Annotated in this window: 20 protein-coding genes; 12 read left to right on the plus strand and 8 right to left on the minus strand. The window is 76.6% G+C overall.

Annotation, left to right across the window (positions count from 1 at the left end):
* Positions 1 to 129: 129 nt before the first annotated feature.
* Entirely contained in the window at positions 130 to 624 is a 495-nt protein-coding gene (locus tag KJP73_RS13285) for an NUDIX hydrolase (RefSeq protein WP_249669375.1), read from the plus strand.
* An 18-nt stretch (positions 625 to 642) separates the two neighbouring features.
* Here KJP73_RS13285 and KJP73_RS13290 read toward each other — a convergent pair whose 3' ends face one another.
* Both KJP73_RS13290 and KJP73_RS13295 read right to left on the minus strand, forming a co-directional pair.
* Positions 643 to 2,001 carry an ATP-binding protein gene (locus KJP73_RS13290; protein WP_213283344.1) on the minus strand — a complete coding sequence of 453 codons (1,359 nt, stop codon included), beginning with the start codon at positions 1,999 to 2,001 and terminating at the stop codon, positions 643 to 645.
* A complete protein-coding gene (locus KJP73_RS13295; RefSeq protein ID WP_213283364.1) occupies positions 1,998 to 2,651 on the minus strand; it encodes a response regulator transcription factor in 654 nt (217 codons plus the stop codon). Before KJP73_RS13295 ends, KJP73_RS13290 begins: the two co-directional genes overlap by 4 nt.
* 94 nt (positions 2,652 to 2,745) lie before the next feature.
* On the opposite strand from KJP73_RS13295, the gene KJP73_RS13300 reads away from it, so the two are divergent.
* Genes KJP73_RS13300 through KJP73_RS13310 form a run of 3 tightly spaced genes read left to right on the plus strand, consistent with a single transcriptional unit; the run spans position 2,746 to position 5,850 of the window.
* Positions 2,746 to 4,002 (plus strand): LolA family protein, encoded by a 1,257-nt coding sequence (locus tag KJP73_RS13300; RefSeq protein WP_213283345.1) that lies wholly within the window; start codon positions 2,746 to 2,748, stop codon positions 4,000 to 4,002.
* Entirely contained in the window at positions 3,999 to 4,970 is a 972-nt protein-coding gene (locus tag KJP73_RS13305) for an ABC transporter ATP-binding protein (RefSeq protein ID WP_213283346.1), read from the plus strand. The genes KJP73_RS13300 and KJP73_RS13305 overlap by 4 nt, the downstream gene beginning before the upstream one ends.
* Positions 4,957 to 5,850, plus strand: coding sequence for an ABC transporter permease subunit (locus KJP73_RS13310; RefSeq protein WP_213283347.1), 894 nt, complete (start codon positions 4,957 to 4,959; stop codon positions 5,848 to 5,850). The genes KJP73_RS13305 and KJP73_RS13310 overlap by 14 nt, the downstream gene beginning before the upstream one ends.
* Positions 5,851 to 5,891: 41 nt before the next feature.
* Here the strand turns inward: KJP73_RS13310 and KJP73_RS13315 are convergent, their stop codons facing one another.
* The gene (locus KJP73_RS13315) at positions 5,892 to 6,278 is read right to left on the minus strand and encodes a DUF1304 domain-containing protein (protein ID WP_213283348.1); all 387 of its coding nucleotides are present in this window, start codon (positions 6,276 to 6,278) and stop codon (positions 5,892 to 5,894) included.
* Positions 6,279 to 6,342: 64 nt separating this feature from the next.
* On the opposite strand from KJP73_RS13315, the gene KJP73_RS13320 reads away from it, so the two are divergent.
* The 3 genes from KJP73_RS13320 (at position 6,343) to KJP73_RS13330 (ending at position 7,669) form a co-directional block, all read left to right on the plus strand.
* Positions 6,343 to 6,693 (plus strand): ArsR/SmtB family transcription factor, encoded by a 351-nt coding sequence (locus KJP73_RS13320; RefSeq protein WP_213283349.1) that lies wholly within the window; start codon positions 6,343 to 6,345, stop codon positions 6,691 to 6,693.
* Positions 6,690 to 7,178: an SRPBCC family protein gene (locus KJP73_RS13325; protein ID WP_213283350.1), complete on the plus strand. Its 489-nt coding sequence runs from the start codon at positions 6,690 to 6,692 to the stop codon at positions 7,176 to 7,178. The genes KJP73_RS13320 and KJP73_RS13325 overlap by 4 nt, the downstream gene beginning before the upstream one ends.
* Before the next feature lie 110 nt (positions 7,179 to 7,288).
* A complete protein-coding gene (locus KJP73_RS13330; RefSeq protein ID WP_213283351.1) occupies positions 7,289 to 7,669 on the plus strand; it encodes a VOC family protein in 381 nt (126 codons plus the stop codon).
* A 48-nt stretch (positions 7,670 to 7,717) separates the two neighbouring features.
* On the opposite strand, the gene KJP73_RS19315 is transcribed toward KJP73_RS13330, so the two are convergent.
* On the minus strand, positions 7,718 to 8,146 hold the full coding sequence (locus tag KJP73_RS19315; protein ID WP_283770237.1) for a PadR family transcriptional regulator: 429 nt from the start codon (positions 8,144 to 8,146) through the stop codon (positions 7,718 to 7,720).
* Positions 8,147 to 8,602: 456 nt separating this feature from the next.
* On the opposite strand from KJP73_RS19315, the gene KJP73_RS13340 reads away from it, so the two are divergent.
* On the plus strand, positions 8,603 to 10,057 hold the full coding sequence (locus KJP73_RS13340) for a lipase maturation factor family protein (protein ID WP_213283353.1): 1,455 nt from the start codon (positions 8,603 to 8,605) through the stop codon (positions 10,055 to 10,057).
* Positions 10,058 to 10,113: 56 nt separating this feature from the next.
* On the opposite strand, the gene KJP73_RS13345 is transcribed toward KJP73_RS13340, so the two are convergent.
* Positions 10,114 to 11,874 (minus strand): HNH endonuclease signature motif containing protein, encoded by a 1,761-nt coding sequence (locus KJP73_RS13345; protein WP_213283354.1) that lies wholly within the window; start codon positions 11,872 to 11,874, stop codon positions 10,114 to 10,116.
* A gap of 131 nt (positions 11,875 to 12,005) precedes the next feature.
* Here KJP73_RS13345 and KJP73_RS13350 point away from each other — a divergent pair, with 131 nt between their 5' ends.
* From KJP73_RS13350 to KJP73_RS13360, 3 genes are read left to right on the plus strand one after another with little or no spacing between them, the layout of a single operon-like run.
* Positions 12,006 to 13,553, plus strand: a complete 1,548-nt coding sequence (locus KJP73_RS13350; protein WP_213283355.1) for an ATP-dependent DNA ligase — start codon at positions 12,006 to 12,008, stop codon at positions 13,551 to 13,553.
* 37 nt (positions 13,554 to 13,590) lie between these two features.
* A complete protein-coding gene (locus KJP73_RS13355) occupies positions 13,591 to 13,875 on the plus strand; it encodes a hypothetical protein (protein WP_213283356.1) in 285 nt (94 codons plus the stop codon).
* 41 nt (positions 13,876 to 13,916) lie between these two features.
* Entirely contained in the window at positions 13,917 to 14,216 is a 300-nt protein-coding gene (locus KJP73_RS13360; RefSeq protein WP_213283357.1) for a hypothetical protein, read from the plus strand.
* A gap of 73 nt (positions 14,217 to 14,289) precedes the next feature.
* Here the strand turns inward: KJP73_RS13360 and KJP73_RS13365 are convergent, their stop codons facing one another.
* Positions 14,290 to 15,552, minus strand: coding sequence for an ABC transporter substrate-binding protein (locus KJP73_RS13365; RefSeq protein ID WP_213283358.1), 1,263 nt, complete (start codon positions 15,550 to 15,552; stop codon positions 14,290 to 14,292).
* Between the two features lie 319 nt (positions 15,553 to 15,871).
* Here KJP73_RS13365 and KJP73_RS13370 point away from each other — a divergent pair, with 319 nt between their 5' ends.
* Positions 15,872 to 16,042 carry a hypothetical protein gene (locus KJP73_RS13370; RefSeq protein WP_213283359.1) on the plus strand — a complete coding sequence of 57 codons (171 nt, stop codon included), beginning with the start codon at positions 15,872 to 15,874 and terminating at the stop codon, positions 16,040 to 16,042.
* Positions 16,043 to 16,049: 7 nt separating this feature from the next.
* Here KJP73_RS13370 and KJP73_RS13375 read toward each other — a convergent pair whose 3' ends face one another.
* Together KJP73_RS13375 and KJP73_RS13380 are read right to left on the minus strand one after the other, a co-directional pair.
* Positions 16,050 to 17,216 (minus strand): fatty acid desaturase family protein, encoded by a 1,167-nt coding sequence (locus KJP73_RS13375; protein ID WP_213283360.1) that lies wholly within the window; start codon positions 17,214 to 17,216, stop codon positions 16,050 to 16,052.
* Between the two features lie 117 nt (positions 17,217 to 17,333).
* The gene (locus KJP73_RS13380) at positions 17,334 to 22,199 is read right to left on the minus strand and encodes a hypothetical protein (protein WP_213283361.1); all 4,866 of its coding nucleotides are present in this window, start codon (positions 22,197 to 22,199) and stop codon (positions 17,334 to 17,336) included.
* Between the last annotated feature and the right edge of the window lie 5 nt (positions 22,200 to 22,204).

Here is a 22,204-nt window from a genome sequence, read left to right on the forward strand (position 1 = left end):
GTGCGGGGGCGTCGGTCGAGGGGAGTGTCCACACCCTGGCATCCGCCCGGCGGCCCGCCCGGTCACGCGACCCGGTATGAGATGTCTCACACCGGCCCCGCCCGGCGCACCCGTGGCAGAGTCGGCCCGGTGACCCAGCGCTACTCCCCCGCCGACCACGCAGGGCACCGGACCCTCCTCGTCGCCGCCGCGTACGTCGTGCTGCTCCGCCCCGGCGAGGGCGGCGACGAGGTGCTGCTGCAGCTGCGGCGGGGCACCGGCTACCGCGACGGGCACTGGGCGACCCTGGCCGGGCACGTCGACCCCGGGGAGTCGGTGCACGAGGCGGCGGTCCGGGAGGCGCACGAGGAGGCGGGCATCACCCTCGACCCGTCCGACCTGCAGCCGCTGACGACGCTGCACCGGTTCGAGCGCGGCGGGCCACCGGTGGAGCAGCGCTGCGACGTGTTCTTCGTGGCGCGGGCGTGGCGAGGGGAGCCCACGGTGCGGGAGGCGCACACGGCCGAGGCGATGCGCTGGTTCCCGCTGAGCGACCTGCCCGAGCCGGTGGTCCCGCACGAGGCGCTGGTGCTGGCCGGCGTGCGGGACGGCGGGCTCCCGGCCGTGGTGTCGCTGCCGTCCTGACGGGCCTGGCGAACCGCCTCAGCGCGGCAGCCGGAGCTCCGCGCGCAGCCCCGACGGCTCGGCATCGGTGAGCACCACGTCGCCGCCGTGCTCCCGGGCGACCTCCCGCGCGATGGCCAGCCCGAGCCCGCTGCCGCCGCTCGTGCCCCGGGCCCGCGCGTCGTCCAGGCGCACGAACCGCTCGAACGCCCGCTCCCGGTCGGGTTCCGGCACGCCCGGTCCGTCGTCCGCCACCGCGACGCTCCCGTCCCGGACGTCGACGACCACCCGCCCGGCCGCGTGCCGCAGGGCGTTGTCGGCCAGGTTCCGCACCACGCGCCCGAGCGCGACCGCGTCCCCGCGCGCCCGCCCGGCGCCGCGGACGTCCACCGTCACGTCGGCCCGCCCGGCCGCGGCAGCCGCGAGCGTGACCGCGTCGCGCGCCACCGCGCCCAGGTCCACCGGCTCCGACGGCACCGGCCGCGAGCCCAGCCGCGCCAGCAGCAGCAGGTCGTCCACCAGCGCCTGCATGCGCCGGGCCTCGGCCGACAGGTCGTCGACCAGCTCCGCCCGCTCGTACACGCCGGGGTGGGTGCGCGCCACGTCGAGCGTCGCGGCGAGGGCGGCGACCGGGGTCCGCAGCTCGTGCGCGGCGTCGGCGACGAACGCGCGCTGCCGGGCCGCGGCGACCTCCAGGCGGTCGAGCATCTCGTTGAGCGTCCGGGCGAGCGCCCCGATCTCGTCGTCCGCCCCCGACTCCGGCAGCGACCCGGGACCGCCGGCGCGGGCCACCTGCGCCGCGGCGGAGCGCAGCCGCTCGACCGGGCGCAGCGCGCGGCCGAGCGCCACCCAGATCGCCACCGCCAGCAGCGCCGTCAGCACGGGGACCACGCCCACGAGCGACAGCCGCAGCGCCCGGACCAGCCCCTCGACCTCCGTCAGCGGCAGCGTGGCGACCACGACGGCGCCGTCCCCGCCGGCGGGCACCAGCACCGCCGCGCGGGCGGCGTCGTCGTAGCCCGAGCCCTGCGTGCCCACCACCAGCGGCTCGGTCGCGCCCGCCGCGCGCTCCGCGAGCGCCGCCACCTCGCCGGGCGGCAGCACGGGCAGGGTGCGGCTGGCCGTCGGCGAGGTCGCGACCACCCGGCCCTCGGGGTCGAGCACCTGCACGATCTCGCCCGGCTCGGCCACCGGCAGCGCGTCGGGCAGCTGGTCGCTCGTCACCAGCCCCGCGACGGTGAGGGCGCGGGCGCGGACCACGTCGTCGACCGCGGCGACCCGGCTGCGGGACAGCACGGTGCTCAGCACGACCGCGCCGACGACCAGCGCCACGCAGAGCAGCCCGGCGGTGAGCACCGTGAGCCGCACCCGCAGCGACCACCGGGCCGGCGGCCTCACCCCGCGACCCGGTAGCCGGCGCCGCGCACGGTCAGCACGGCGTCCCGGCCCAGCTTGCGGCGCAGGTAGCCGACGTAGACCTCGACGACGTTGCCGTCCTCCCCGGGGCCGTCCCACACGTGGTCGCGCAGCTCGACCTTGCCGACGACGCGGTCCGCGTGCCGCATGAGGTACTCGAGCAGGGCGAGCTCGCGGGCGGTCAGGTCGACCGGCTGCCCCGCCCGCGTCACGGTCCGCGCGGCGGGGTCGAGCACGAGCTCGCCGGCCGTGAGCACCGGGGCGCGCACCTGCGCGGGGCGGCGCAGCAGGGCGCGGATCCGGGCGACCAGCACCACGAACGAGAACGGCTTGGTCAGGTAGTCGTCGGCGCCGACGTCGAGGCCGTCGGCGACGTCGTGCTCCCCGTCCTTCGCGCTCAGCATGAGCACCGGCGTGGTGACGCCCGCCGCGCGCAGGCCGGTGACGACGTCGTAGCCGTTGCGCCGCGGCAGCATGACGTCCAGGACGATCGCGTCGTACTCGCGGTCGACCCCGAGCTCCAGGCCCGTGACGCCGTCGTAGGCGACGTCGACGGCGAACCCCTCGGCCGTCAGCCCCTTGCGCAGGGCGCTCACCAGCCCGCGCTCGTCGTCCACCACCAGCACCCGCACCCCCGCAGCATCCCACCGCGGCGACGCGGGCGGCCCGCCGGTGCCCGGGGGACCTCTCAGCATGGCCTCAGCCTCGGGGGCGCACAGTGGACGCATGGTCCAGACACGCACCACCCCGCCGCGTCGTCCCCTCTCCCCCCGCGCCCGCTGGGCCGTGCCAGGCGTCGTCGCCGTCGCCGTCGCGGCCGCGATCGGCGTGCCCGCGCTCGCCTCGGCGGACTCCGCCGGCCTGCCGGACGTCACCGCCGAGGAGCTGCTCACCCGCGTCGCGCAGGCCGAGCCGACCCCGGTGCAGGGCACCGTCGTCTACACGGCGCGCCTGGGCCTGCCGGAGCTGCCGATCTCCGAGATGACCGGCGCCGACCCGCTCAACCTGCTGGGCGGGTCCTCGACGCTGCGGGTGTGGTCCGACGGGTCCGACCGGTCCCGCGTGTCCCTGCTCGGCGCGACGTCCGAGTACTCCGTGGTCCGCGACGGCGCCGAGGCGTGGACGTACTCCTCGACCGACGACGCCGTCACCCACGTCTCCCTCGACCCCGCCGACCGGGCCAGGTACGACGCCCTGGCCGAGGAGCTGCGCGCGGGTGCGACCCCGCCCGCCGGCGCGGACCTCCCGACGCCCGAGCAGGCCGCCGCCCAGGTGCTCGCCCTCACCGAGCAGCACTCGGACGTGACCGTCGACCGGCCGACGACCGTCGCCGGCCGCGACGCGTACCAGCTGGTGGTGAGCCCCACCGACGAGGCGACCCTGGTGTCCCGCGTCGTCGTCGCGGTCGACGCCGAGACGGCCGCCCCGCTCCGGGTGCAGGTCTGGTCCACGCAGGACGACGCCGCACCGTCGCTCGAGGTCGGGTTCACCGACGTCGCGTTCACGGCGCCGGACGACTCCGTGCTGGCGTTCTCCGCGCCGGCCGGCGCCACGACCGAGGAGGTCGTCGTGCCGCTCCCCGAGGTCGACCCGGCGTCCGTGCCCGCCGACCCGGAGCACGCCGTGCTGCCGGAGGGCGTGGCGGTGTCGGGCGAGGGCTGGTCGACCGTCGTCACACTGAGCGACGTCGACGTGGCCGGCCTGGTCGGCGGCGACACCGGGTCGCTCGCGACGGTCCCCGGCGCCGAGCGGGTGCTCGGCTCCGACGAGGCGCAGGACCTGATCCAGGAGTTCGTGCCGAGCGACGAGAACGGCAAGGTCACCCGGCCCGAGCTCGACACCACCGCCCTGTACGGGCAGCTCACCACCGCGGTGCCCGAGGGCCGGCTGCTCAGCTCGACGCTGCTCAGCGTGCTCGTGACCGACGACGGCCGCGTCCTGGTCGGCGCCGTCCCCGCGGACACCCTGCGCGCCGCGGCATGACCGAGGACGACGGGCTGGCCGTCCGCACCGCGGGGCTGACCAAGCGGTTCCGGTCCGGGCAGGTCGCGGTCGACGGCATCGACCTCGCCGTCCCCCGCGGCGCCGTCTACGGGTTCCTCGGCCCGAACGGCTCGGGCAAGACCACGACCATCCGGATGCTGCTCGGCCTCGCCCGGCCCACCGCGGGGCGGGCGTGGCTGCTCGGCGCGGCGATCCCGGAGGAGTCCGTGCGCGTGCTCCCCCGGGTCGGCGCGCTGGTCGAGGGCCCGGCGTTCCACCCGTACCTGTCCGGCCGCGCGAACCTCGCGCGGCTGGACGCGGGCGACGCCACCGCGGACCCGCGCACCTCGCGGCAGCGGGCGGAGCGGGCGCTGGACCGCGTCGGCCTGTCCGCGGCGGCCGCGAAGCCGTACCGGCAGTACTCGCTCGGCATGAAGCAGCGGCTCGGGCTCGCGGCGGCGCTGCTGCAGCCGCGGGACCTGCTCGTGCTGGACGAGCCGACCAACGGCCTGGACCCGCAGGGCACCCGGGAGGTCCGGCACCTCGTGCGGGAGCTCGCGGAGGGCGGGGCGACCGTGCTGGTGTCCTCGCACCTGCTCGCCGAGATCGAGCAGGTCTGCACGCACGTCGGGATCATGAGCCGCGGGCACCTGCTGCTGCAGGGCGAGCGCGCGGCGCTCACCGACCGCGGCGCGGCGCGGCTGGTCGTGACCACCCGCGCCGCCCAGGCCGGTGCCGCTGCCGACGTGCTGACCGGCCTCGGCCTGACGGAGGTCGAGCCGCCGCCACCCGCCCTCGGGGACGGGCCCGTGACGCTCACCGCCGCGCTGGGCCCCACCCCGCCGGAGAAGGTCTCCGCCGCGCTCGTGCACGCCGGGATCGACCTCGTCGGGTTCGAGGTGGCGCGGCCGAACCTGGAGCAGGTGTTCGTCGAGCTGACCGGGGAGGGTTTCGATGTCGCTCGCTGACCCGTCGTCGACGGCGGCCGCCGTGCCCCCCATGGCGGCCGCACCCCCCGCACCCGCACCGGTCGCCTGGTCGCGGCTGCTGCGCTCCGAGCTCCGGCTGGTCCTCGGCCGCCGGCGCAACCAGGTCCTGCTCGTCGGGCTGGCGCTCGTGCCCGTGCTGCTGGGGACGGTCCTGTTCGCCACCCGGGACAGCGCGCTCACGGGGCAGGGCCCGTCGTTCATCGACCAGGTCACGGGCAACGGCCTGTTCCTCGTCGTGGCGGCGCTGTTCCTGTGCCTGCCGTTCCTGCTGCCGCTGTGCATCGGCATCGCGTCCGGTGACGCGGTGGCGGGCGAGGCCGCCGCGGGCACGCTGCGCTACCTGCTCGTCGTGCCCGTGCCCCGCACCCGCCTGCTCACCGTGAAGGCCGTGGCGGCCCTGACGTTCGCGGCCGCCGCGGTGCTGGCCGTCGCCGTGACGGGGCTCGTGGTGGGCGCGATCTACTTCGGGCTCGACGACGTGACGCTGCTGTCCGGCTCCACCGTGCCGGTCGGCGAGGGCGCGTTGCGCGTCGCGGGCATCGTCGGGTACGTGGGCCTGTCGCTGACCGGGCTCGTGGCGGTCGGGCTGTTCTTCTCGACCCTCACCGAGGTCCCGGTCGGGGCGATGGCCGCGACGGTCGTCGTGGCCGTGGTGTCCACGGTGCTGGACTCCCTGCCGCAGGTGTCGGCGATCCACCCGGGCCTGCTGACGCACCACTGGTTCGACTTCGCGGAGTTCCTGCGGGTGCAGGTCGACTGGGGCGTGGTCGGCACCGGGCTGCTGGTGCAGGTCGCGTGGGTCGCGGTGTTCGGCTCGCTGGCGTGGGCCCGGTTCACCACGGCGGACGTGACGTCCTAGCGGCGCACGGGACCGGCTGCCTGGCTCGCGGACCGGGCCGGTCAGGCCGCGAGGGCGATCACGGTCGCGACGACCGCGAGCAGCGGCAGCACGCCCTGCACCGCGGCGGCGCGCGCCTTGGCCGGCGACGACAGCACGAGCACCAGCGCGGCGAGCAGCATCGACCCCGTGCCGGCGAGCACCAGCGCCGCACCGACGCCGGTGCTACCGGTCGCGACGACGACCACGCCGACCGCGGTCACCACCGCGAGGAACAGGTTGTAGAAGCCCTGGTTGAACGCGAGCTCCTTCGTGGCCTCCGCCTGCTCGGGGGTGGTGCCGAACGTCGCCCGGGTCCGGGCGGACGTCCAGGTCAGCGACTCCAGCGTGAAGATGTAGACGTGCACGAGGGCCGCGAGGGCGGCGAGCACGAGTCCGGCGATGAGCACCGGACCAGTGTGCCCGCCCCGGGGGTCTTGTGGTGCCGGGTCCCGGTGCGTAACGTACAACTACATGGTTGCACGTCAGCTGGACCCCGACGAGGTGGACCGCGTGTTCGCCGCGCTGGCCGACGCCACCCGGCGCGACATCGTCACCCGGGTGCTGCGCCGCGAGGCGTCGGTGAGCACGCTCGCCCAGTCGTACGCGATGAGCTTCGCGGCCGTGCAGAAGCACGTCGCGGTGCTCGAGCGGGCGCACCTCGTGGTCAAGCAGCGGCAGGGCCGCGAGCAGATCGTCCACGCCGACGTCTCGACCATCCGGGCGGCCGCACGGCTGCTCGACCAGCTCGAGGAGATCTGGCGCGGCCGGATCGACCGCATCGAGGCGCTCCTCGACGACGCACAGAAAGGTGACGCCCCATGACGGTCGTGGACACGATCAAGGACACCGACGCCCTGACGCTGACCATCGTCTCCGAGCTCGCCGCACCGCCGGCGCGCGTGTGGCGGCTCTGGTCCGACCCCCGGCAGCTCGAGCGCTGGTGGGGGCCGCCGACGTGGCCGGCGACGTTCACCGAGCACCACCTGGCGGAGGGCGGCGGCGCGAAGTACCACATGACCGGGCCCGAGGGTGAGCGGGCGCACGGCTGGTGGCGGTTCCTCGCCGTCGACGAGCCGCGCTCCCTGGAGTTCGAGGACGGCTTCGCCGACACGTCCGGCCGGCCCGACGACGCCCTGCCGGTCACGGTCGGCCGCGTCGAGCTCACCGAGACCGCCGACGGCACCCGGATGACCATCACGTCCCGGTTCCCCAGCGCCGAGGCGATGCAGCAGCTGGTCGAGATGGGCATGGTCGAGGGCATGCGCGAGGCCCTGGGCCAGATCCCGGGCATCCTCGCGGAGGGCTGAGCCGGGGCACGTGAGGGTCCGGGCCGCCCGGTCCGGGCCCTCACGGACCCTCGTCAGCGGCGTGCTGCCGCGCTACGGTCCGGGTACCGACCCCCGACCCGGGAGGACCCGTGCACCGCAGCCGGATCTCGACCCTGCTCATCGACGCCCCGCACGCCGAGGCCGCCGCCGCCGCGACGTTCTGGTCCGGCGCGACCGGCGTCCGCAGCTGGCCCGTGCCCGGCGAGGAGCAGTTCACGCACCTCGACGACCCCGTGCCGGGCCTGGTGACCGCCGTGCAGTCGATCGGCGAGGCCGCGCGGTACCACCTGGACATGGAGACCGACGACGTCGCCGCCGAGACGGAGCGGCTGCTCGCGCTCGGGGCGGTCGAAGTCGGCGGGTGGCTGGAGTGCCGGACCCTGCGCGTGCCCGGCGGCCACCTCATGTGCGTCATCCCGGTGCACAGCGACCCCGCGGAGTTCGCCGCACGCGCGCACGCCTGGGGCTGAGCGCCCGCGCCTGGGGGTGAGCACGCGCGGTCCCGCGTCCGGCCGCCGTCAGGCCGCCGGCTCGTCGCCCGCCAGCAGCCGGTACACCGACCGCCGGGCCTCGGCGAGGATCTCCGCCGCCCGCACCCGCTGCGGCTCGGTGCCGCCGCGGGCCACCGAGCGGACCGCCTCGTGCAGCTGCCCGAGCTCGGCGCGCAGGTCGACGCCCTGCTCCTCCGACCCGGCGGCGAACGGGTCGGGCCAGCCGGCGGACTCCCGCTCGACCAGCGCCCTGCCGTCCTCCGTGAGCGTCGCGAGCTTGCGCCCGGCCGACGCCGTGAGCGTCAGCACGCCCTCGTCCTCGAGCAGGTTGAGCGTCGGGTAGATCGCGCCCGGGCTCGGCCGCCACCGGCCGCCGCTGCGCTCCGCGATGGCCTCCATCAGCTGGTACCCGTGCATCGGCTGCTCGGCGAGCAGCAGCAGGACGGCGATGCGCACGTCCCCCCGAGGCCGCCGCCCCCGGCGCCCGCCGGGACCACCGAAGCCGGGGCCGAACCCCGGTCCGCCGGGGCCGAACCCCGGCCCGAACCCGGGCCCGAAACCGCCCCGCGGCCCGCGGCCGCCGAAGCCGAAGCCTCCGCCGTGGCCGCCGGGACCGCCGTGCCCGTGACCCTCGTGACTTTCGTGGCCGCCGAACGGCCCGTGACCCTCGTGCGACCCTCGCGGGCCGCGACCGGACCGCTCGTCGCGGCCCTCCCTGTCGTTCTCATCATGGTTTCTCATGACGCTAACGATATATCGCTACCGTCACGGTAACAACCCCCCGGCCGTACCCGGCCCCGACCACTCCTGCACCGGGCCCGGTCGCGTCCGACGGCGTCAGCGGCGACGCTGGTGCCATCGCGAGGTCCGCGGGCCGGCGGACCCGCGGCGCACGTCACGCGGGGGTCGGGGATGGAGTGGTTCGACGCCGAGCAGTACACGGTGGCGCGGTCCGTGGTGCAGCGGGGCGTCGCGGCCGTGTACGTGCTGGCGTTCGTCGCGGTGCTCCGCCAGTTCCGGCCGCTGCTCGGCGAGCACGGTCTGCTGCCGGTGCCGCGGTTCACCGCGCACGTACCGTGGCGTGCGTCGCCGAGCCTGTTCTTCTGGCGGTACTCCGACCGCCTGGTGCTGGTCGTCGGCTGGGTGGGCGTGCTCGTCGCGGCGACGCTGGTCATCGGCCTCCCGCAGCAGGGCCCGCCGTGGCTGCCGCTCGTCGCGTTCGCCGTCCTGTGGGTCCTGTACCTGTCGGTGGTGAACGTCGGGCAGACCTTCTACGGGTTCGGGTGGGAGTCCCTGCTGCTCGAGGCGGGCTTCCTCGTGGCGTTCCTCGGGTCGGACCGGGTGGCCCCGCCCTGGACCGTCCTCGCGCTGCTGTGGTGGCTGGTGTTCCGGCTGGAGTTCGGCGCGGGGCTCATCAAGTGGCGCGGCGACCCGGCGTGGCGGGACCTGACGGCGCTGTACTACCACCACGAGACGCAGCCGATGCCCGGGCCCGCCAGCCGCCTGTTCCACCTGCTGCCCCGGCCGCTGCACCGCATCGAGGTGGTCGCCAACCACGTGACGCAGCTCGTCGTGCCGTTCGGGCTGCTGGTCCCCGGTCCCGTGGCGAGCGTGGCCGCCGGCGTCATGATCGTCACGCAGCTCTGGCTGGTGCTGTCCGGCAACTTCGCGTGGCTGAACTGGCTGACGATCGTCCTGGCCGCCGCCGCCGTCGACGACCGCGCCTGGGACGCCGTCCTCGGGCTCGTGGGCGTCGACGTGACGAGCGCCGCGACCGCGGAACCACCGCTGTGGTTCGTCCTCGTGGCGCTCGCCGTCAGCGCCCTGTGCGTCGTGCTGTCCTGGTGGCCGCTGCGCAACCTCGTGTCGAGGAACCAGCGCATGAACGCGTCGTTCAACGTGTGGCACCTCGTGAACGCCTACGGGGCCTTCGGCAGCATCACCCGCCGGCGCACCGAGGTGGTCGTCGAGGGGACGCCCGATACCGACCCGGGACCGGGGTCGACGTGGCGGGAGTACGAGTTCCGCGGCAAGCCCGGCGACGTGCGGCGGCTGCCGCGGCAGTACGCGCCGTACCACCTGCGGCTCGACTGGCTGATGTGGTTCCTCGCGCTCGGGTCGTCGGCGCAGCTCCAGTGGTTCGTGCCGTTCCTCGGCCGGCTGCTGGAGGCCGACCCGCCGACGCTCCGGCTGCTCGCGCACGACCCGTTCGACGGGCAGCGCCCACGGTGGGTGCGGGCGCGCCTCTACCGGTACCGGTTCGCGACGCCCGAGGAGCGGCGCAGCACCGGGGCCCGGTGGGTCCGGCACGACGAGGGGCTGATGATCGACGCGGTGAGCCTGGCGATGCTGACCCGGGCGGGCTGAGCGCGCGTCAGACCTGAGCGCGCGTCGGACCTGGGCGCGCCTCAGACCTGGGCGCGTCAGAACGGTGGTTCCGGCCCGGTCGCAGCGCCGGCATCCCGCTCCACCACCTGGACGTGGCCGGCGGCGGCTCCGGGCTCGACGACGTACCGCAGCCCTGCGGGGGTGAGCCACTCGAAACGGCCGGGCGCGATCTGGCGCAGGCCGAAGCCGCCGTCGGTCTTGAGACGGTGGTCGCGCCGGCACAGCGGCCCGAGGTTGTCCGCGCTCGTGGTGCCGGCCTCGGTGGGGTCCGCGCCGGGTGGCGGATGGAACTCCACGGTGTGGTCGAGGTCGCAGGACTCGGCCGGCGCCGAGCAACCGGGCCGGACGCAGGTGCGGTCGCGCGCCACCACGTGGTCGGCGAGCGCCGCGGAGGGCCGGTACCGGGTGCGGCCCAGGTCGAGCAGCGTGCCGGACAGCGGGTCGGTCACGAGCCGCCGCCACACGCCTCCGGCCGCCACGGCGCGGGCGGTCGTGGCATCGATCGGCCCGTACCCGGCGAGGTCCGCGGGGTGCTCGTCAAGCCCGATCAGCGTCGACAGGGGCACGGTGACCACGATCTGCGCGTCCGGACGACGCCGCGCCACGCGGCACCCGGCGCGCTGCTCGGCCGGCACGTCGGGGACGTCGGACGCGTCCGGTGCGTCGGACGCGTCCGGGGCGGCCGGCCGGGGAGCCTCGTCGGACGCCACCCATGCTCGGTCCCCCGCGGGGCACGCCGTGTGCAGCACCAGGTCGGTGAGCCCGTCGGCGCGGAGCTGGTCGAGCGTGCGGGGGTCCCCTGCCGTGCGGGCGGTCCGCGCGGCGGCGTCGAGCGTGCGGTGGACGCGCGTGGCATCGACCGCGGGCAGCACCGCCCAGAGCCCGGCCATCCCGTCGGGCAGCACCTTCGGCCGGTCGACGCGGCGGCCGGTGCGGGCGTGCCGGCGACGCGCCGCCGCCTCGGCGGGGTCGACGACGACGAGAGCACGTTCGACGTCGGCGCTCAGCTGGGTGGCGGTGCGGCGGGACGCACGCGGCAGGACGGCGTCCTGCACGTCCAGGGTGACGGGGAACGGGAGCCCGTCGAGCCGGTCCGCGACGAGCCCTGCGCGGACGGCGTCGAGCTCTCCACGCGCGAGAGCGGCCCCGGTGGCCGCGAGGTCGCGGTCGAACGCGCGGCCGTGCCGGACCAGGCGCCCCGCCGCACGACGCGACCACGCGAGCCGCATGGCGAGCTCGTCGCCGGTGACGTCGTCGACCTTCGGCACCCCGGCGCGGAGCGACCACGACGGGTTCATGGAGTCCCGGGCACCGAGCAGGCCGGCGTAGCGCGCGGCCGCCGCGTGCGCCCACGCAGCCTGCCGGACCGCGCCGTCGACGAGCTCGACCAGCCCCCGGTCGGTGACCTCCGCGGGGTCGACGGTGGTGAGGAGCGTCGCCAGCTCGGGACCGGGCGGCACCGAGGCCACGTCGGGCTCGAGCCCCGTGGGCACCCAGGCGTCGGGCCGCCGGACGGTCGCGGCGTCGACGTCGGTGACGAGGAAGGGGAACCGCGACATCGGGTCCGGCACACCGGCCGGGTCCGGCACGTCCCCCACGCCGGCGACGCCGGGGCCGGGACCGCCACGCACCTCGGCACCCGCCCGCACCACCACGACGGTCCGCGAGCGCCAGCCGACGCCGCGAGCGACGGCCGGACGTGTCCGCGCGCCGACCCTGCCGATCGCCCTCGGGGCGCCGACGTGCGCCGTGCGGCGAAGCACGGTCGCGCGACGTCTGCGCAGGTCAGCGGGCATGTCACCACGCTATCCGCGGCCACTGACACGACGCCGACCTCACGCCCCGCACCGCTCCCGAGCACCTCAGTCAGGCGGCGTCCGTCCGGGACGGCGCGCGCGTGTCGGTGCCCCGCGGCAGGATGACGGACGTGCTGCTCGCCGACGTCGCCACCACCTCCGCGGGCCTCGCCGCGACCCGGTCCCGCCTGACCAAGCGGGCCCTGCTGGTCGACCTCCTGCGCCGCACCGCCCCCAACGAGGTCCCGGTGGTCGCGCGCTACCTGGCGGGTGAGCTCCGGCAGCGCCGCACCGGGCTGGGCTGGCGCTCGCTGCAGTCGCTCCCCGACGCGGCCGCCGAGCCGTCGCTGGACGTGCTGGCGGTCGACGCGGCGTTCGAGCGGATGGCCGCCCTCTCCGGTCCCGGTTCGGCGGCCGCCCGGGCCGCGGAGGCCGGGGCGCTGTTCGGGGCGGCGACCGCCGAGGAGCAGCGGTTCCTCGCCGGGCTGGTCGCGGGCGACGTGCGCCAGGGTGCCCTCGACGCCCTCCTGCTCGACGCGGTCGCGGAGGCCTCCGGCGTGCCGGCCGCCACGGTGCGGCGGGCCGCGATGCTCGCGGGCGGGAGCGAGCCGGTCGCCGAGGCCGCGCTCGGGGCGGGCTCCCCCGAGGCCGCCGTCGCCGCGCTGGACGCGTTCGGCCTGACCGTCGGCCGGCCCATCCGGCCGATGCTCGCCGCGTCGGCGCCCGACGTCGGGGCCGCGGTCGCCGGCTTCGCGGGCCGGACGCTCGTCGTCGACGCCAAGCTCGACGGCATCCGCGTCCAGGTGCACCGCGACGGCGACGACGTGCGGGTCTTCACGCGCAGCCTCGACGACATCACCGCCCGGGTGCCCGAGGTCGTCGCGGCGGTGCGTGCCCTGCCGGTGTCGAGCGCCGTGCTCGACGGCGAGGCGCTGGCCGTCGGCCCGGACGGCCGCGCACGCCCGTTCCAGGAGACCGCCGCACGCAGCGCCACCCGGGACGCCGAGCTCGCCGCCGCGACGGAGCTGCGCCCGTTCTTCTTCGACGTCCTGCACCTGGACGGCCGGGACCTCCTGGACGCGCCGCTGTCCGAGCGCCTCGCCGCCCTCGACGCGGTCGCGCCGGGCCACGCCGTCGAGCGGGTCGTGACCGGCGACGCCGACGTCGCGCAGGCGGCGTTCGCCCGGTGGGTCGCCGCCGGCCAGGAGGGCGTGATCGTCAAGGACGCCGCCGCCCCCTACGAGGCGGGCCGGCGCGGCGGCGCCTGGGTGAAGGTGAAGCCCCGGCACACCCTCGACCTGGTGGTGCTGGCCGTCGAGCGCGGCTCGGGCCGGCGGGCGGGCCTGCTGTCCAACATCCACCTCGGCGCCCGTGACCCGGATGGCGGGTTCGTCATGCTCGGCAAGACGTTCAAGGGCATGACGGACGAGATGCTGGCGTGGCAGACGCAGCGGTTCCGCGAGCTCGAGGTCGCCGACGACGGGTGGACCGTGACGCTGCGGCCGGAGCAGGTCGTCGAGGTGGCCTTCGACGGCGTGCAGCGGTCCCCGCGGTACCCGGGCGGGGTCGCGCTGCGGTTCGCCCGGGTGCTGCGCTACCGCGAGGACAAGACGGCCGACGAGGTGGACACGATCGCGACGGTCCAGTCACTTCATCCAGAGGATGAACCGGGCATCTGACCTTCCCGCTGCATCCACCCCTGCCACCATGGGACTCGTGAGCAAGCGGGACGGCAAGGAGCGGATGCGCGAGATGCGCGCGCTCCTCATGGACTGGGATGCGCTTGGTGTAGCGGACGTCCCCGAGGCGGCAGACGAGTACGACTGCATGATCGGGCCGCTTCACGGGCACCTGCACAGGGGCGGGGGTGCTCGCTCCCTGCGCGACGTGATCGAACGCGAGCGGAGTGACCACTTCGGCCTCCACCCGGACACGCGCGCAGACAGCGCTCTCGCCGACGCGCTCGTCGAATGGTGGACCGCCCGCTCATCGCGTCAGTGATCGCGTCCCCGGGTCAGTCGTGGGTGTGCGACTCTCGGCGCATGTCGTACCCCGATCTCCGCATCGCTGACCTTCGGACCGCACTCGGTCTCGCGCTGGACGCGTTCGAGGAAGAACGGGGTTCAGAAGTCGCGATCGAGCACGATCACTACTGGCATCTCGCCGTCGACGCGTCGTTCGACCTGTCGCGCGAGCCCACTCGGCTGTCGGTCGGTCAGGTGAGCGACGACCTCGCGGAGATCCGGAGCCTTGTCGCGACGGGCGACGCCTCTCCGGCATGGCACGCGATCAGCCATGTGATCGGGCTGCTGCGTGTGGTGGAGGACGCTGCCCGACCCTGATCGTGTGCGGACACGACGACTTCCCCGCGAGTCGTTGAACCGCCGGGCGGGCGGGCAGGAGGCTCCCGCGCCGTCACCTCGCGGCCGCCGCGACCTCCGTCAGCGACGCGAGCACCTCGTCCACGCCCGCGGGGTCCTCGACCAGCCGGAGCATCACGTCCCACCACGCCCGCTGCACCGCCGCTGGCATCAGGTCCCCGGCGCCGAAGCGGACGACCTCCGCCCCGGTGAGGTCGTCGGCCACCGCGCGCGCGACGCCGTCCGGGTAGGCGCCCGGCGGGACGCTGCGGTTCACGGACGTGTGTCCCCCGAGCCGCACCCACGCCTCCTGCGCGGCGGCGCCGGTGAGGAACGCCAGGAACGACCGGGCCGCGGGGGTGTCGCGCAGCAGGACCACCACGTCGCCACCGACGGTGACCGACCCGGCGCAGGCGGGGTCGACGGGCGGGAACGGGAAGGCGTCGTAGTCGGTGCCCGCCGACAGGTCCGGGTACGCCTGCGTGAGGAACCCCTGGGCGAACGACGCGAGGGGGTACATCGCGGCCTCCGGCGGGTCCGCGTAGACCGGGAGCACGCCCTCGGCGTCGCCGGTCGTGAGCACGGCCCGCGCGCCGCCGAGGACGTACCCGGGCGTCGCCAGCACCGTGCCCAGGCGCGTGAACGACTCGCGCACGCACGGGTCGGTCCACGGGATCTCCGCGGCGACCCACCCGTCGTACACCTGCGGCCCGCAGGTGGTGAGCACGAGGGACGCGACCCAGTCGGTGAGCGCCCACCCGCTGCCGGGGCCGCGCGGCGCCACGACGGAGAACGGGGTGCGGCCGTCCGCCACCATGCGGTCGGCCAGGGCCATGAGCTCGTCCCACGTCGCGGGCACGGTGTAGCCGGCGGCCGCGAAGTCCCGTGGCGAGTACCAGACCGTGCCCTTGTTCGCGGCCCGCGAGAACACCCCGTACAGCACGCCGTCGTGGCTCCCGAGGTCGAGCCACGCGGGCGCGTAGTCCCGCGCGACCCGCTCGGGGTCCAGCACCCGGTCGAGCGGGACGAGCGCGCCGTCCCGGGCGAGCGCGCGCAGCAGGCCGGGGTTCGGCAGGACGGCGACGTCGGGCGGGTCGCCCGCGGAGAGCCGGGTCGCCAGGTCCCGCGCGACGTCCTGCGAGCCGTCCCAGTCGACGACCCCACCGGTGTCGTGCTCCCACACCGCCGCGACCGTCCGGAAGCCGTCGAGCTCCGGTCCGCTCCAGAGCCCCAGGACGTCGACGTGCCCGCGGGGTGCCGGCTGCGCCGTGCAGCCGACCGCCAGGGCCGCACCCGCGGCGAGCAGCGCGACGGCCACGACGACCCTGCGGCGACCCCGCATCGACGCCCCCGGAGACCGAGGCCAGGGCCGGTGCGCCCCGACGCGTCGCACTGTACGCGGACCCCTCGGACGGGTGTCCCCCTTCGGGACCGAGGTCCCTTCCCCGACCGCCGGCACCGGGGCCTGCGGGCGCCCGGACGGCACTCCACCTGCGGTTTCACCCGCACGCGCGCGGACGCGAGCGGGATGCTGGGGGCGTGGACCCGACCCGGTCCGCCGGCCGCGACGGAGCGACCCTCCTGCGCGGCGCGTTACCGATGGCGACCCCGCCACCACCGCGACGCAGGAGGACCCCGTGCACCCCGACCTCTACCTCATCGTCTACCGCCAGCAGGAGCGCGAGCTCGAGCACCGGCTGGAGCACCGGCGCTCGCAGGCCTCCCGCGACGGGGCACGCACGCGACGCGGCGGGCGCGCGCACCCGCTCGCGGCGATGGCCGCGCGCCGGCGGCACCCGGCGGGGTGAGGGGGCGTCACCGCGCGGAGCGGTACTCCGCGGTGAGCGGGCACTGGAACGGGTCCCGGGCGGCGAGGCCCACCTGGTTCAGGTGCCGGATGACGATGCCCCACGACCGCGCCAGGCTCGTCTCCGTGTAGTGCACGTTGTGCGCCGCGCAGAACTCCCGGACGATCGGCTGCACGCGGGCCAGGTTCGGCCGCGGCATGCTCGGGAACAGGTGGTGCTCGATCTGGTAGTTGAGCCCGCCCATCAGCAGGTCCATCGCGGGGCCGCCGCGCACGTTGCGGCTCTGCAGCACCTGGCGGCGCAGGAAGTCGATGCGCGCGTCCGGCGGGACCAGGGGCATGCCCTTGTGGTTGGGCGCGAACACCGCACCCATGTAGACGCCGAACAGTCCGAGCTGCACGCCGAGGAACGCGAAGGCCATCCCGACCGGCAGCAGCCAGAACACGAGGGCGAGGTACCCGCCGAGGCGCACGGTGACGAACGCGATCTCGACGGGACGGCGCTTCACCGGGCCCCGGCCGAAGATCGTCTTCACCCCGGAGACGTGCAGGTTCAGCCCCTCCAGCAGCAGCAGCGGGAAGAACAGCCAGCCCTGGCGCTGGGCGAACCAGCCCGTGAAGCCGGTGCGGGGGGCGGGCAGGTCCTCGGTGTGGAACACGAGGAAGCCGGTCGCGATGTCGGGGTCCGCGCCGACCTGGTTCGGCTTGGCGTGGTGCCGCGAGTGCTTGTGCTGCCACCAGCCGTAGCTCATCCCGGCGTACAGGTTCGCGATCACCAGGCTCGCCCAGTCGTTCCACCGGCCGGACGCGAAGATCTGCCGGTGCGCGGCGTCGTGCCCGAGGAACATCACCTGGCCGAGCAGGATCGCGAGGACGGCGGCGACGACGAGCTGCCACCAGGAGGGTCCGATGAGCACGAAGGCGGTGAGGGTGCCCGCGAGCAGCGCGGTGAGGACGACGAAGCGCGTCCAGTAGTACGCGTGCCGGCGGCGCATGAGGCCGGACTCCTGCACGGCGCGGCTCAGCTCGGTGAACTCGCTGACCTGCCGCTCGCGCGGGCTCCGCCGGTCGCCCTCGACGGAGGTGGCCACCGCCGACCGCGTGCCCCCGGACGCCGTGCGCGGGGCGGTGTCCGGGTCGTACCTGTTCGCTTCGGTCTGCTCCACGTCGGGCATCGCGTCGTCCTCCGCCGAGCCGGGTGCAGGCCCGCCGGAGGACGGACCCGTCGTCCCCGGGACTGCTGCCGAGCGTACGCGAGCCGGGCCGCCGCGGCCCAGGGGTCGCGGGGGTCTCTACAGCTCCACGACGTCGGCGTGCACGAGCCGCGGCACCCGCGTGGGGTCGGCGCCCCCGGGGAGCGGGTCGGCGTCGAGCAGCTCGTGCTCCTCGACCAGCACCCGCCACCGCGAGCCCGGGACCCCCGGCCGCCGGAGCCCCGGGACGTCGTCGTCCGCGACGGGCAGCACGACCGACCCGGTCCACGTCGCCCGGAACCCGCCGGAGTCCTCGACGGACACCGCGAGCAGGAGCGACGTCGACACCATCTCCCAGCCGAGGTCGCCGGCGCCCTCGGGCCGGTGCTGGACGGTCGCGCGGACCGTGCGCGACGCCTGGAGCCGGGCGGCCCGCTCGGCGGCCTCACCGGTCGGGGTGTCGGCGCTCAGCTGCTCACCGGGGATCCCAGGGACGGGCTCCTCCGGTGGGCGCAGCCAGCTGACGACCCCGGTCAGCGTCACCTGGACGTGCCCGGCGTCGGGCCGGCCGACGGTGAGCGTGCGCGAGGGCAGCGGCTGCGCCCACGCCGTCAGCGCGACCGGTGACAGCGTGCAGCCGTCGATCGCGTCGGGCTGGTACCGCGCCACCGCCAGGCGGACGAACGGCCACAGGGCGGGCGTCTCGTGCAGCGCGACGTCGGCGAACCACCGGCCGGACGCGGCGTCGTACTCGGGCCGGTAGCCCAGCACGCGGACCGCGGGGTGCTCGACGACGTCCCGCAGCGGGACCGCCGCGGCCACGGCGACCGGGCTGCCGGGCTCGTCCGGCCAGCCGCGCTCGCTCCCGCCGGGGGGCTCGCCGCCGAGCGGCGGGCGGATCCCGGCACCCTCGGCCGCCGCGGTCTCCACCAGGTCGAGCACCAGCTGGTCGAGCGCGAGCAGCGGCGGCACGGTCGCGCCGGACACCGGGCCCCCGTCCTGGACGACGGGGTCGGCGGCCCACAGGCTGGTCGCGCCGTCCGGCGCCTGCTGCGCCTTGGGCCGCCGCACCCACGTGTCGTCGTCGCCCCGCACCCACTCGTCGGGGTCGAACACGAGCACGCCGAGCAGCTCGCCGTCCCCGGAGGAGAACCACGGCCGGGCCAGCCACACCCGCACCCCGGAGCGCCGGACCTGCCGCCACGCGAACGGGTCGTCCGGCTCGGGGCCGGCGGACCAGCGCAGCAGCGGCACGGTGTCGAGCACGGTGGGCGCGGCGGGCCGGGCGGAGGACGGGATGTCGAGGACGACCGGCTCCCCCGCCGGCGGCTCCGCGGGGACGTCGGCCGGGTCGAAGTACTCCGCGTACCGGGTGGTGCCGGTCGGCACGTAGGTGACGCGGCGGTGGTGCGTGTCCTCGAACGTCTGGAGCGCCCGGTGAAAGCCGATCCCGCCGAGCGCCGACGCCAGGGCCCCCGCCGGCTGGAGGTCGTACAGGAACAGCACGCCGGTCCGCTCGCGCTCGCCGACGGCCGACCGGACGACGACGTCGGACCGGGTGACCTGCTGCGGGCCGGGCGCGGCGGGGTCGTCGACGGTCTCGGTCCAGGTGGCGCGGACGACGAGCGTGTCGGTGCTGGAGCCGTGCACGTCGACCAGCCCGGTGAGGGCCACCACGGACCGCCCGGGCGGTCGCAGGAACACGCTCAGCCCCCGCAGCTCCGGGGGCCGCACAGGCACGGGCACGGCGTGCACGAGGCGGACGTCGACGGACGGCGTCAGCCACCACGTCCACCCGGAGGACGCCGCCCGCATCAGCGCGGCCGCGGCGACGACCTCGTCGGTGGTGAACCCGTCCGCCGGGTCGGCCGCGCTGGCCAGGTGCGACCGCCACAGCCCGAAGTGCTCCAGCGCCCGCACGTCCACCGTGCTGGAGACCGCGACGCGGACCTGCTCGCCGGGCGGCAGCGCGACCCGCACCGTGTGCCCCTCGACCCGCGCGTCCAGAGCGTCCCCGCGCTCGAGCACCAGCCGCAGCGGCTGCACCGAGGGCCAGGACCCGGGGTACGGCACGGCCACCGCCTGCAGGGCCTCCGGCTCGGGCAGCCCGTGCGGCGCGCCGGCCCCGTAGAACACGAGCGAGACGCCGCTCGCGTACGGGTCCGGCAGGTACGGCAGCCGCAGCGCGTCGGTGTCGTGCACGACGTACTGGCCCTCGCCGAGCGGGCGGCCGCGGTCGGCGGCGACGTCCTCGAGCGTCGCCCGGCGCGCCGGGTCGGTGTCCGCGCCGGGGCGATCTGCCAGGGCGATCCCGGGCTGCGGGTCGGTCGCCCGGGGGTCGGTGAGGCTCGGGGCGGCCTGGTCCAGCAGCGTGCCGCGCTCCGCGAGCGCCACCGCGTACAGCCGCTGCACCTCGGCGGCGTCCCCGGTGCCGATCGCCGCGTCGAACCGCCCGGCGGTCTCCGCCTCGAGCTGCGTGGCCTTCGGCGCGGCGAGGTGCCGCTCGGCGGTCGCGCGCGCGTCCGGGCCTGTCGCGTCCCCCGCCCCGCCGCTGCGCACCACCAGGTGGGCGGGCTGCTCGCCGGTGCCGAGGTGGTGCCGCGGCACCAGCGCCGGCGCGGGGACCGGGTCCCACCGCAGGTAGGGCCGGGGCGCGGTGACGACCGGCCGCACGGGCAGCCGGGCCGCAGCCGGCAGCAGCAGGTCGTCGTTGCGGGCGAGTGCGGCGAGCAGGGCCGGGTCGGTGCGCAGCTGGGGGCGGACCCGCAGCGTGGCGCGCGCTCCGGCCAGCACCCGCGCAGCCGCGGTCACGTCGTCGAGCAGCCGCTGCGCGGCGCTGGTCGCGGGCTCGGAGGCCGCGGCGCGGGCGACCAGGTCACGCAGGGTCGCGTCGACCAGGGGCTCGCCGGACAGCAGCTCGTCCGGGACCCGCACCCGCGCCCCGCGCCCGCCGGCGCCGCGCAGCCGGGCGACCACAGCGTCCCGGCGGGCGACCGCGACCCCGGCCGCGTCGCGCCGCTCGACGGCGGCCCTGAGCCGGCTGAGGTGCGCGCGCGCCGCGTCGACGTCCGGCCCGTCCGCGAGCGGCAGGACCGGACGCCGGTGCGCCGACACCACCTGCGGCACCGCGTTGCCCGCGAGGTCCACCGCCAGCACCCGGAAGCTGTAGGACGTCCCGTAGCGCAGGCGCGGCAGCGAACCGGGCTCGACGCGGGACGTCACCCGGACGCCGTCGGCGGGCGCGTCCGGGGGCTCGTCGAGCACCGCCTCGGTCGCCCCGTCCGGCCCGGGCGGCTCGACGTGCACGACCACGCGGCCGGGCCGCGGCGCCGACAGGCTCCAGCCGTCCCAGCCGGCCACCACCTCGTGCAGGTAGTAGCCGCCCGGGTCGCCGGGCGTCCGGTTGAGAGCGGAGAGCTGGAGGAACCCGGCATCCGGCTCGTCGTCGAGCAGCACCGTCCCGTCCGGGCCCGTCGCCGTGACCCGGCGCCGGTGCAGGCCGTGCCACTCGCGCGTGACGTCGTCCCACACCTCGACGCGGACGCCGCGCACCAGGTCGTCCAGCAGGAGCTCGCGGGTGCCGTCGGCGGCGGCGAGCTGCTCGGCCTGCCCGACGCGCTCCCGCACCTGCGCCGCCCGTTCCCGGCGGGCGAGCGCGAAGCCCGTCGCGCGCAGGGTGCCGGGCGCCGACGTGGCCGGGTCGCCGTTCGCCTCGCTCGCGTACTGCCGGGCCAGGTTGCGGACGTGCTGGTCGAGCTTGAGCCCCGACGCGTCGGGGTCGGTGTCCAGCACGACCCAGTCGTCGTCGCCCAGCGGCAGCGCGCCCCCGACCCAGTCGGCGGACGACCGGGCGGCGAACACGGCCCCCTCGACGACCACCGCGGTCCGGCGCGGCGGCAGCACCTCGAGCGCGACGCCGTCCGGTGGCGTGATCCCGACGCTCACCCACGCAGCACCCGCGAGCGCCGCGCGCGCGCCCGCCGCGTCGACGCCGTCGAGCACGACGTCCACCGCCAGCCCGAGCCGGCGCAGCAGCGCGGGGGTCGCACCGAACCCGGCGATGCGGGCGTGCACGTCCGGCTCCGGCGGCGTGGGCCGGGGCGGCGGGGTGGCGGCCGGGTCCGGCTCGGCGCGCGGCTCGGGCTGCGGCAGCTCGGGCCGCTCGTAGTACCGGCGGACCGCGTGCGCGTCGGCGAGCAGCCGCAGCTGCGGGTCCTCGGCCGGGCCCTGCGCGGCGACCGCGTCGAGCCGCTCCGTCACGCGTCGGTCGGCGTCCGGGTCGTCCAGCAGCACCTCCACCGGCGACGGCTGGTCCGCGATCTCCGACTGGTAGGGCGGCAGCGGCGGGAGCTCGCGACCGCGCCGGGGCTCCCGCTCGGTGGGGTCCGGCTCCGTCAGCGGGCCGATCGTGGTCAGCGCCTCCTGGAGCCGGCGGGCGGGCAGCTGCAGCGCGCGGCGGGCCCGGGCCGGCGCGTCGTCCAGCAGCCGGCGCAGCGGCCCGCGGCGGTCGAGCCCGGCGAGGGTCTCGAGCAGCCCCTCGGCGACGGGGTCGCCGGCGAGCCCCGGGCGCCGCGTCGGCGCCGCGGTCACCGCGGCGAGGTGCAGGTCGACGGCGTGGTCGCTCATCCGGCTCGCCGGCAGGGTGCGCCAGGGCGCGTCGGACACCGCCGGTGCGGGGAACGTCGCGACGCGGGTGCCCGGGGGCAGCGCGGCCGACCACGCGCCGGCGTCCGGCGCGGACACCACGCGCAGCGGCAGCGGGGTTCCGAGCGAGGTGCTCAGCGTGAGCGTGCAGCCGGCCAGCGTGCCCACCCAGTCCGCGGCGGGCGGGAAGTCGGCGAGCGTCGGCGCCGCGGGCTCGCCCGGCCCGGCGACGAGCTTGTGCGTGACGAACACGGTGAGGTGGAACGGGGCGTCGTCTGCCAGCGAGTGCGGCAGGGCCGTGGCCAGGAGGGTCGTCGGCATGGTCG

Origin of the sequence: Cellulomonas hominis (assembly GCF_901521055.1) — a bacterium.
GTDB classification, from domain to species: domain Bacteria; phylum Actinomycetota; class Actinomycetes; order Actinomycetales; family Cellulomonadaceae; genus Cellulomonas; species Cellulomonas endometrii.

Bases quoted from the DNA above. Each gene is read 5' to 3' on its own strand.
- KJP73_RS13300 (WP_213283345.1), top strand. From the start codon at position 2,746: ATGGTCCAGACACGCACCACCCCGCCGCGTCGTCCCCTCTCCCCCCGC.
- KJP73_RS13305 (WP_213283346.1), top strand. From the start codon at position 3,999: ATGACCGAGGACGACGGGCTGGCCGTCCGCACCGCGGGGCTGACCAAG.
- KJP73_RS13310 (WP_213283347.1), top strand. From the start codon at position 4,957: ATGTCGCTCGCTGACCCGTCGTCGACGGCGGCCGCCGTGCCCCCCATG.
- KJP73_RS13320 (WP_213283349.1), top strand. From the start codon at position 6,343: ATGGTTGCACGTCAGCTGGACCCCGACGAGGTGGACCGCGTGTTCGCC.
- KJP73_RS13325 (WP_213283350.1), top strand. From the start codon at position 6,690: ATGACGGTCGTGGACACGATCAAGGACACCGACGCCCTGACGCTGACC.
- KJP73_RS13340 (WP_213283353.1), top strand. From the start codon at position 8,603: ATGGAGTGGTTCGACGCCGAGCAGTACACGGTGGCGCGGTCCGTGGTG.
- KJP73_RS13345 (WP_213283354.1), bottom strand. From the start codon at position 11,874: ATGCCCGCTGACCTGCGCAGACGTCGCGCGACCGTGCTTCGCCGCACG.
- KJP73_RS13360 (WP_213283357.1), top strand. From the start codon at position 13,917: ATGTCGTACCCCGATCTCCGCATCGCTGACCTTCGGACCGCACTCGGT.
- KJP73_RS13375 (WP_213283360.1), bottom strand. From the start codon at position 17,216: ATGCCCGACGTGGAGCAGACCGAAGCGAACAGGTACGACCCGGACACC.
- KJP73_RS13380 (WP_213283361.1), bottom strand. From the start codon at position 22,199: ATGCCGACGACCCTCCTGGCCACGGCCCTGCCGCACTCGCTGGCAGAC.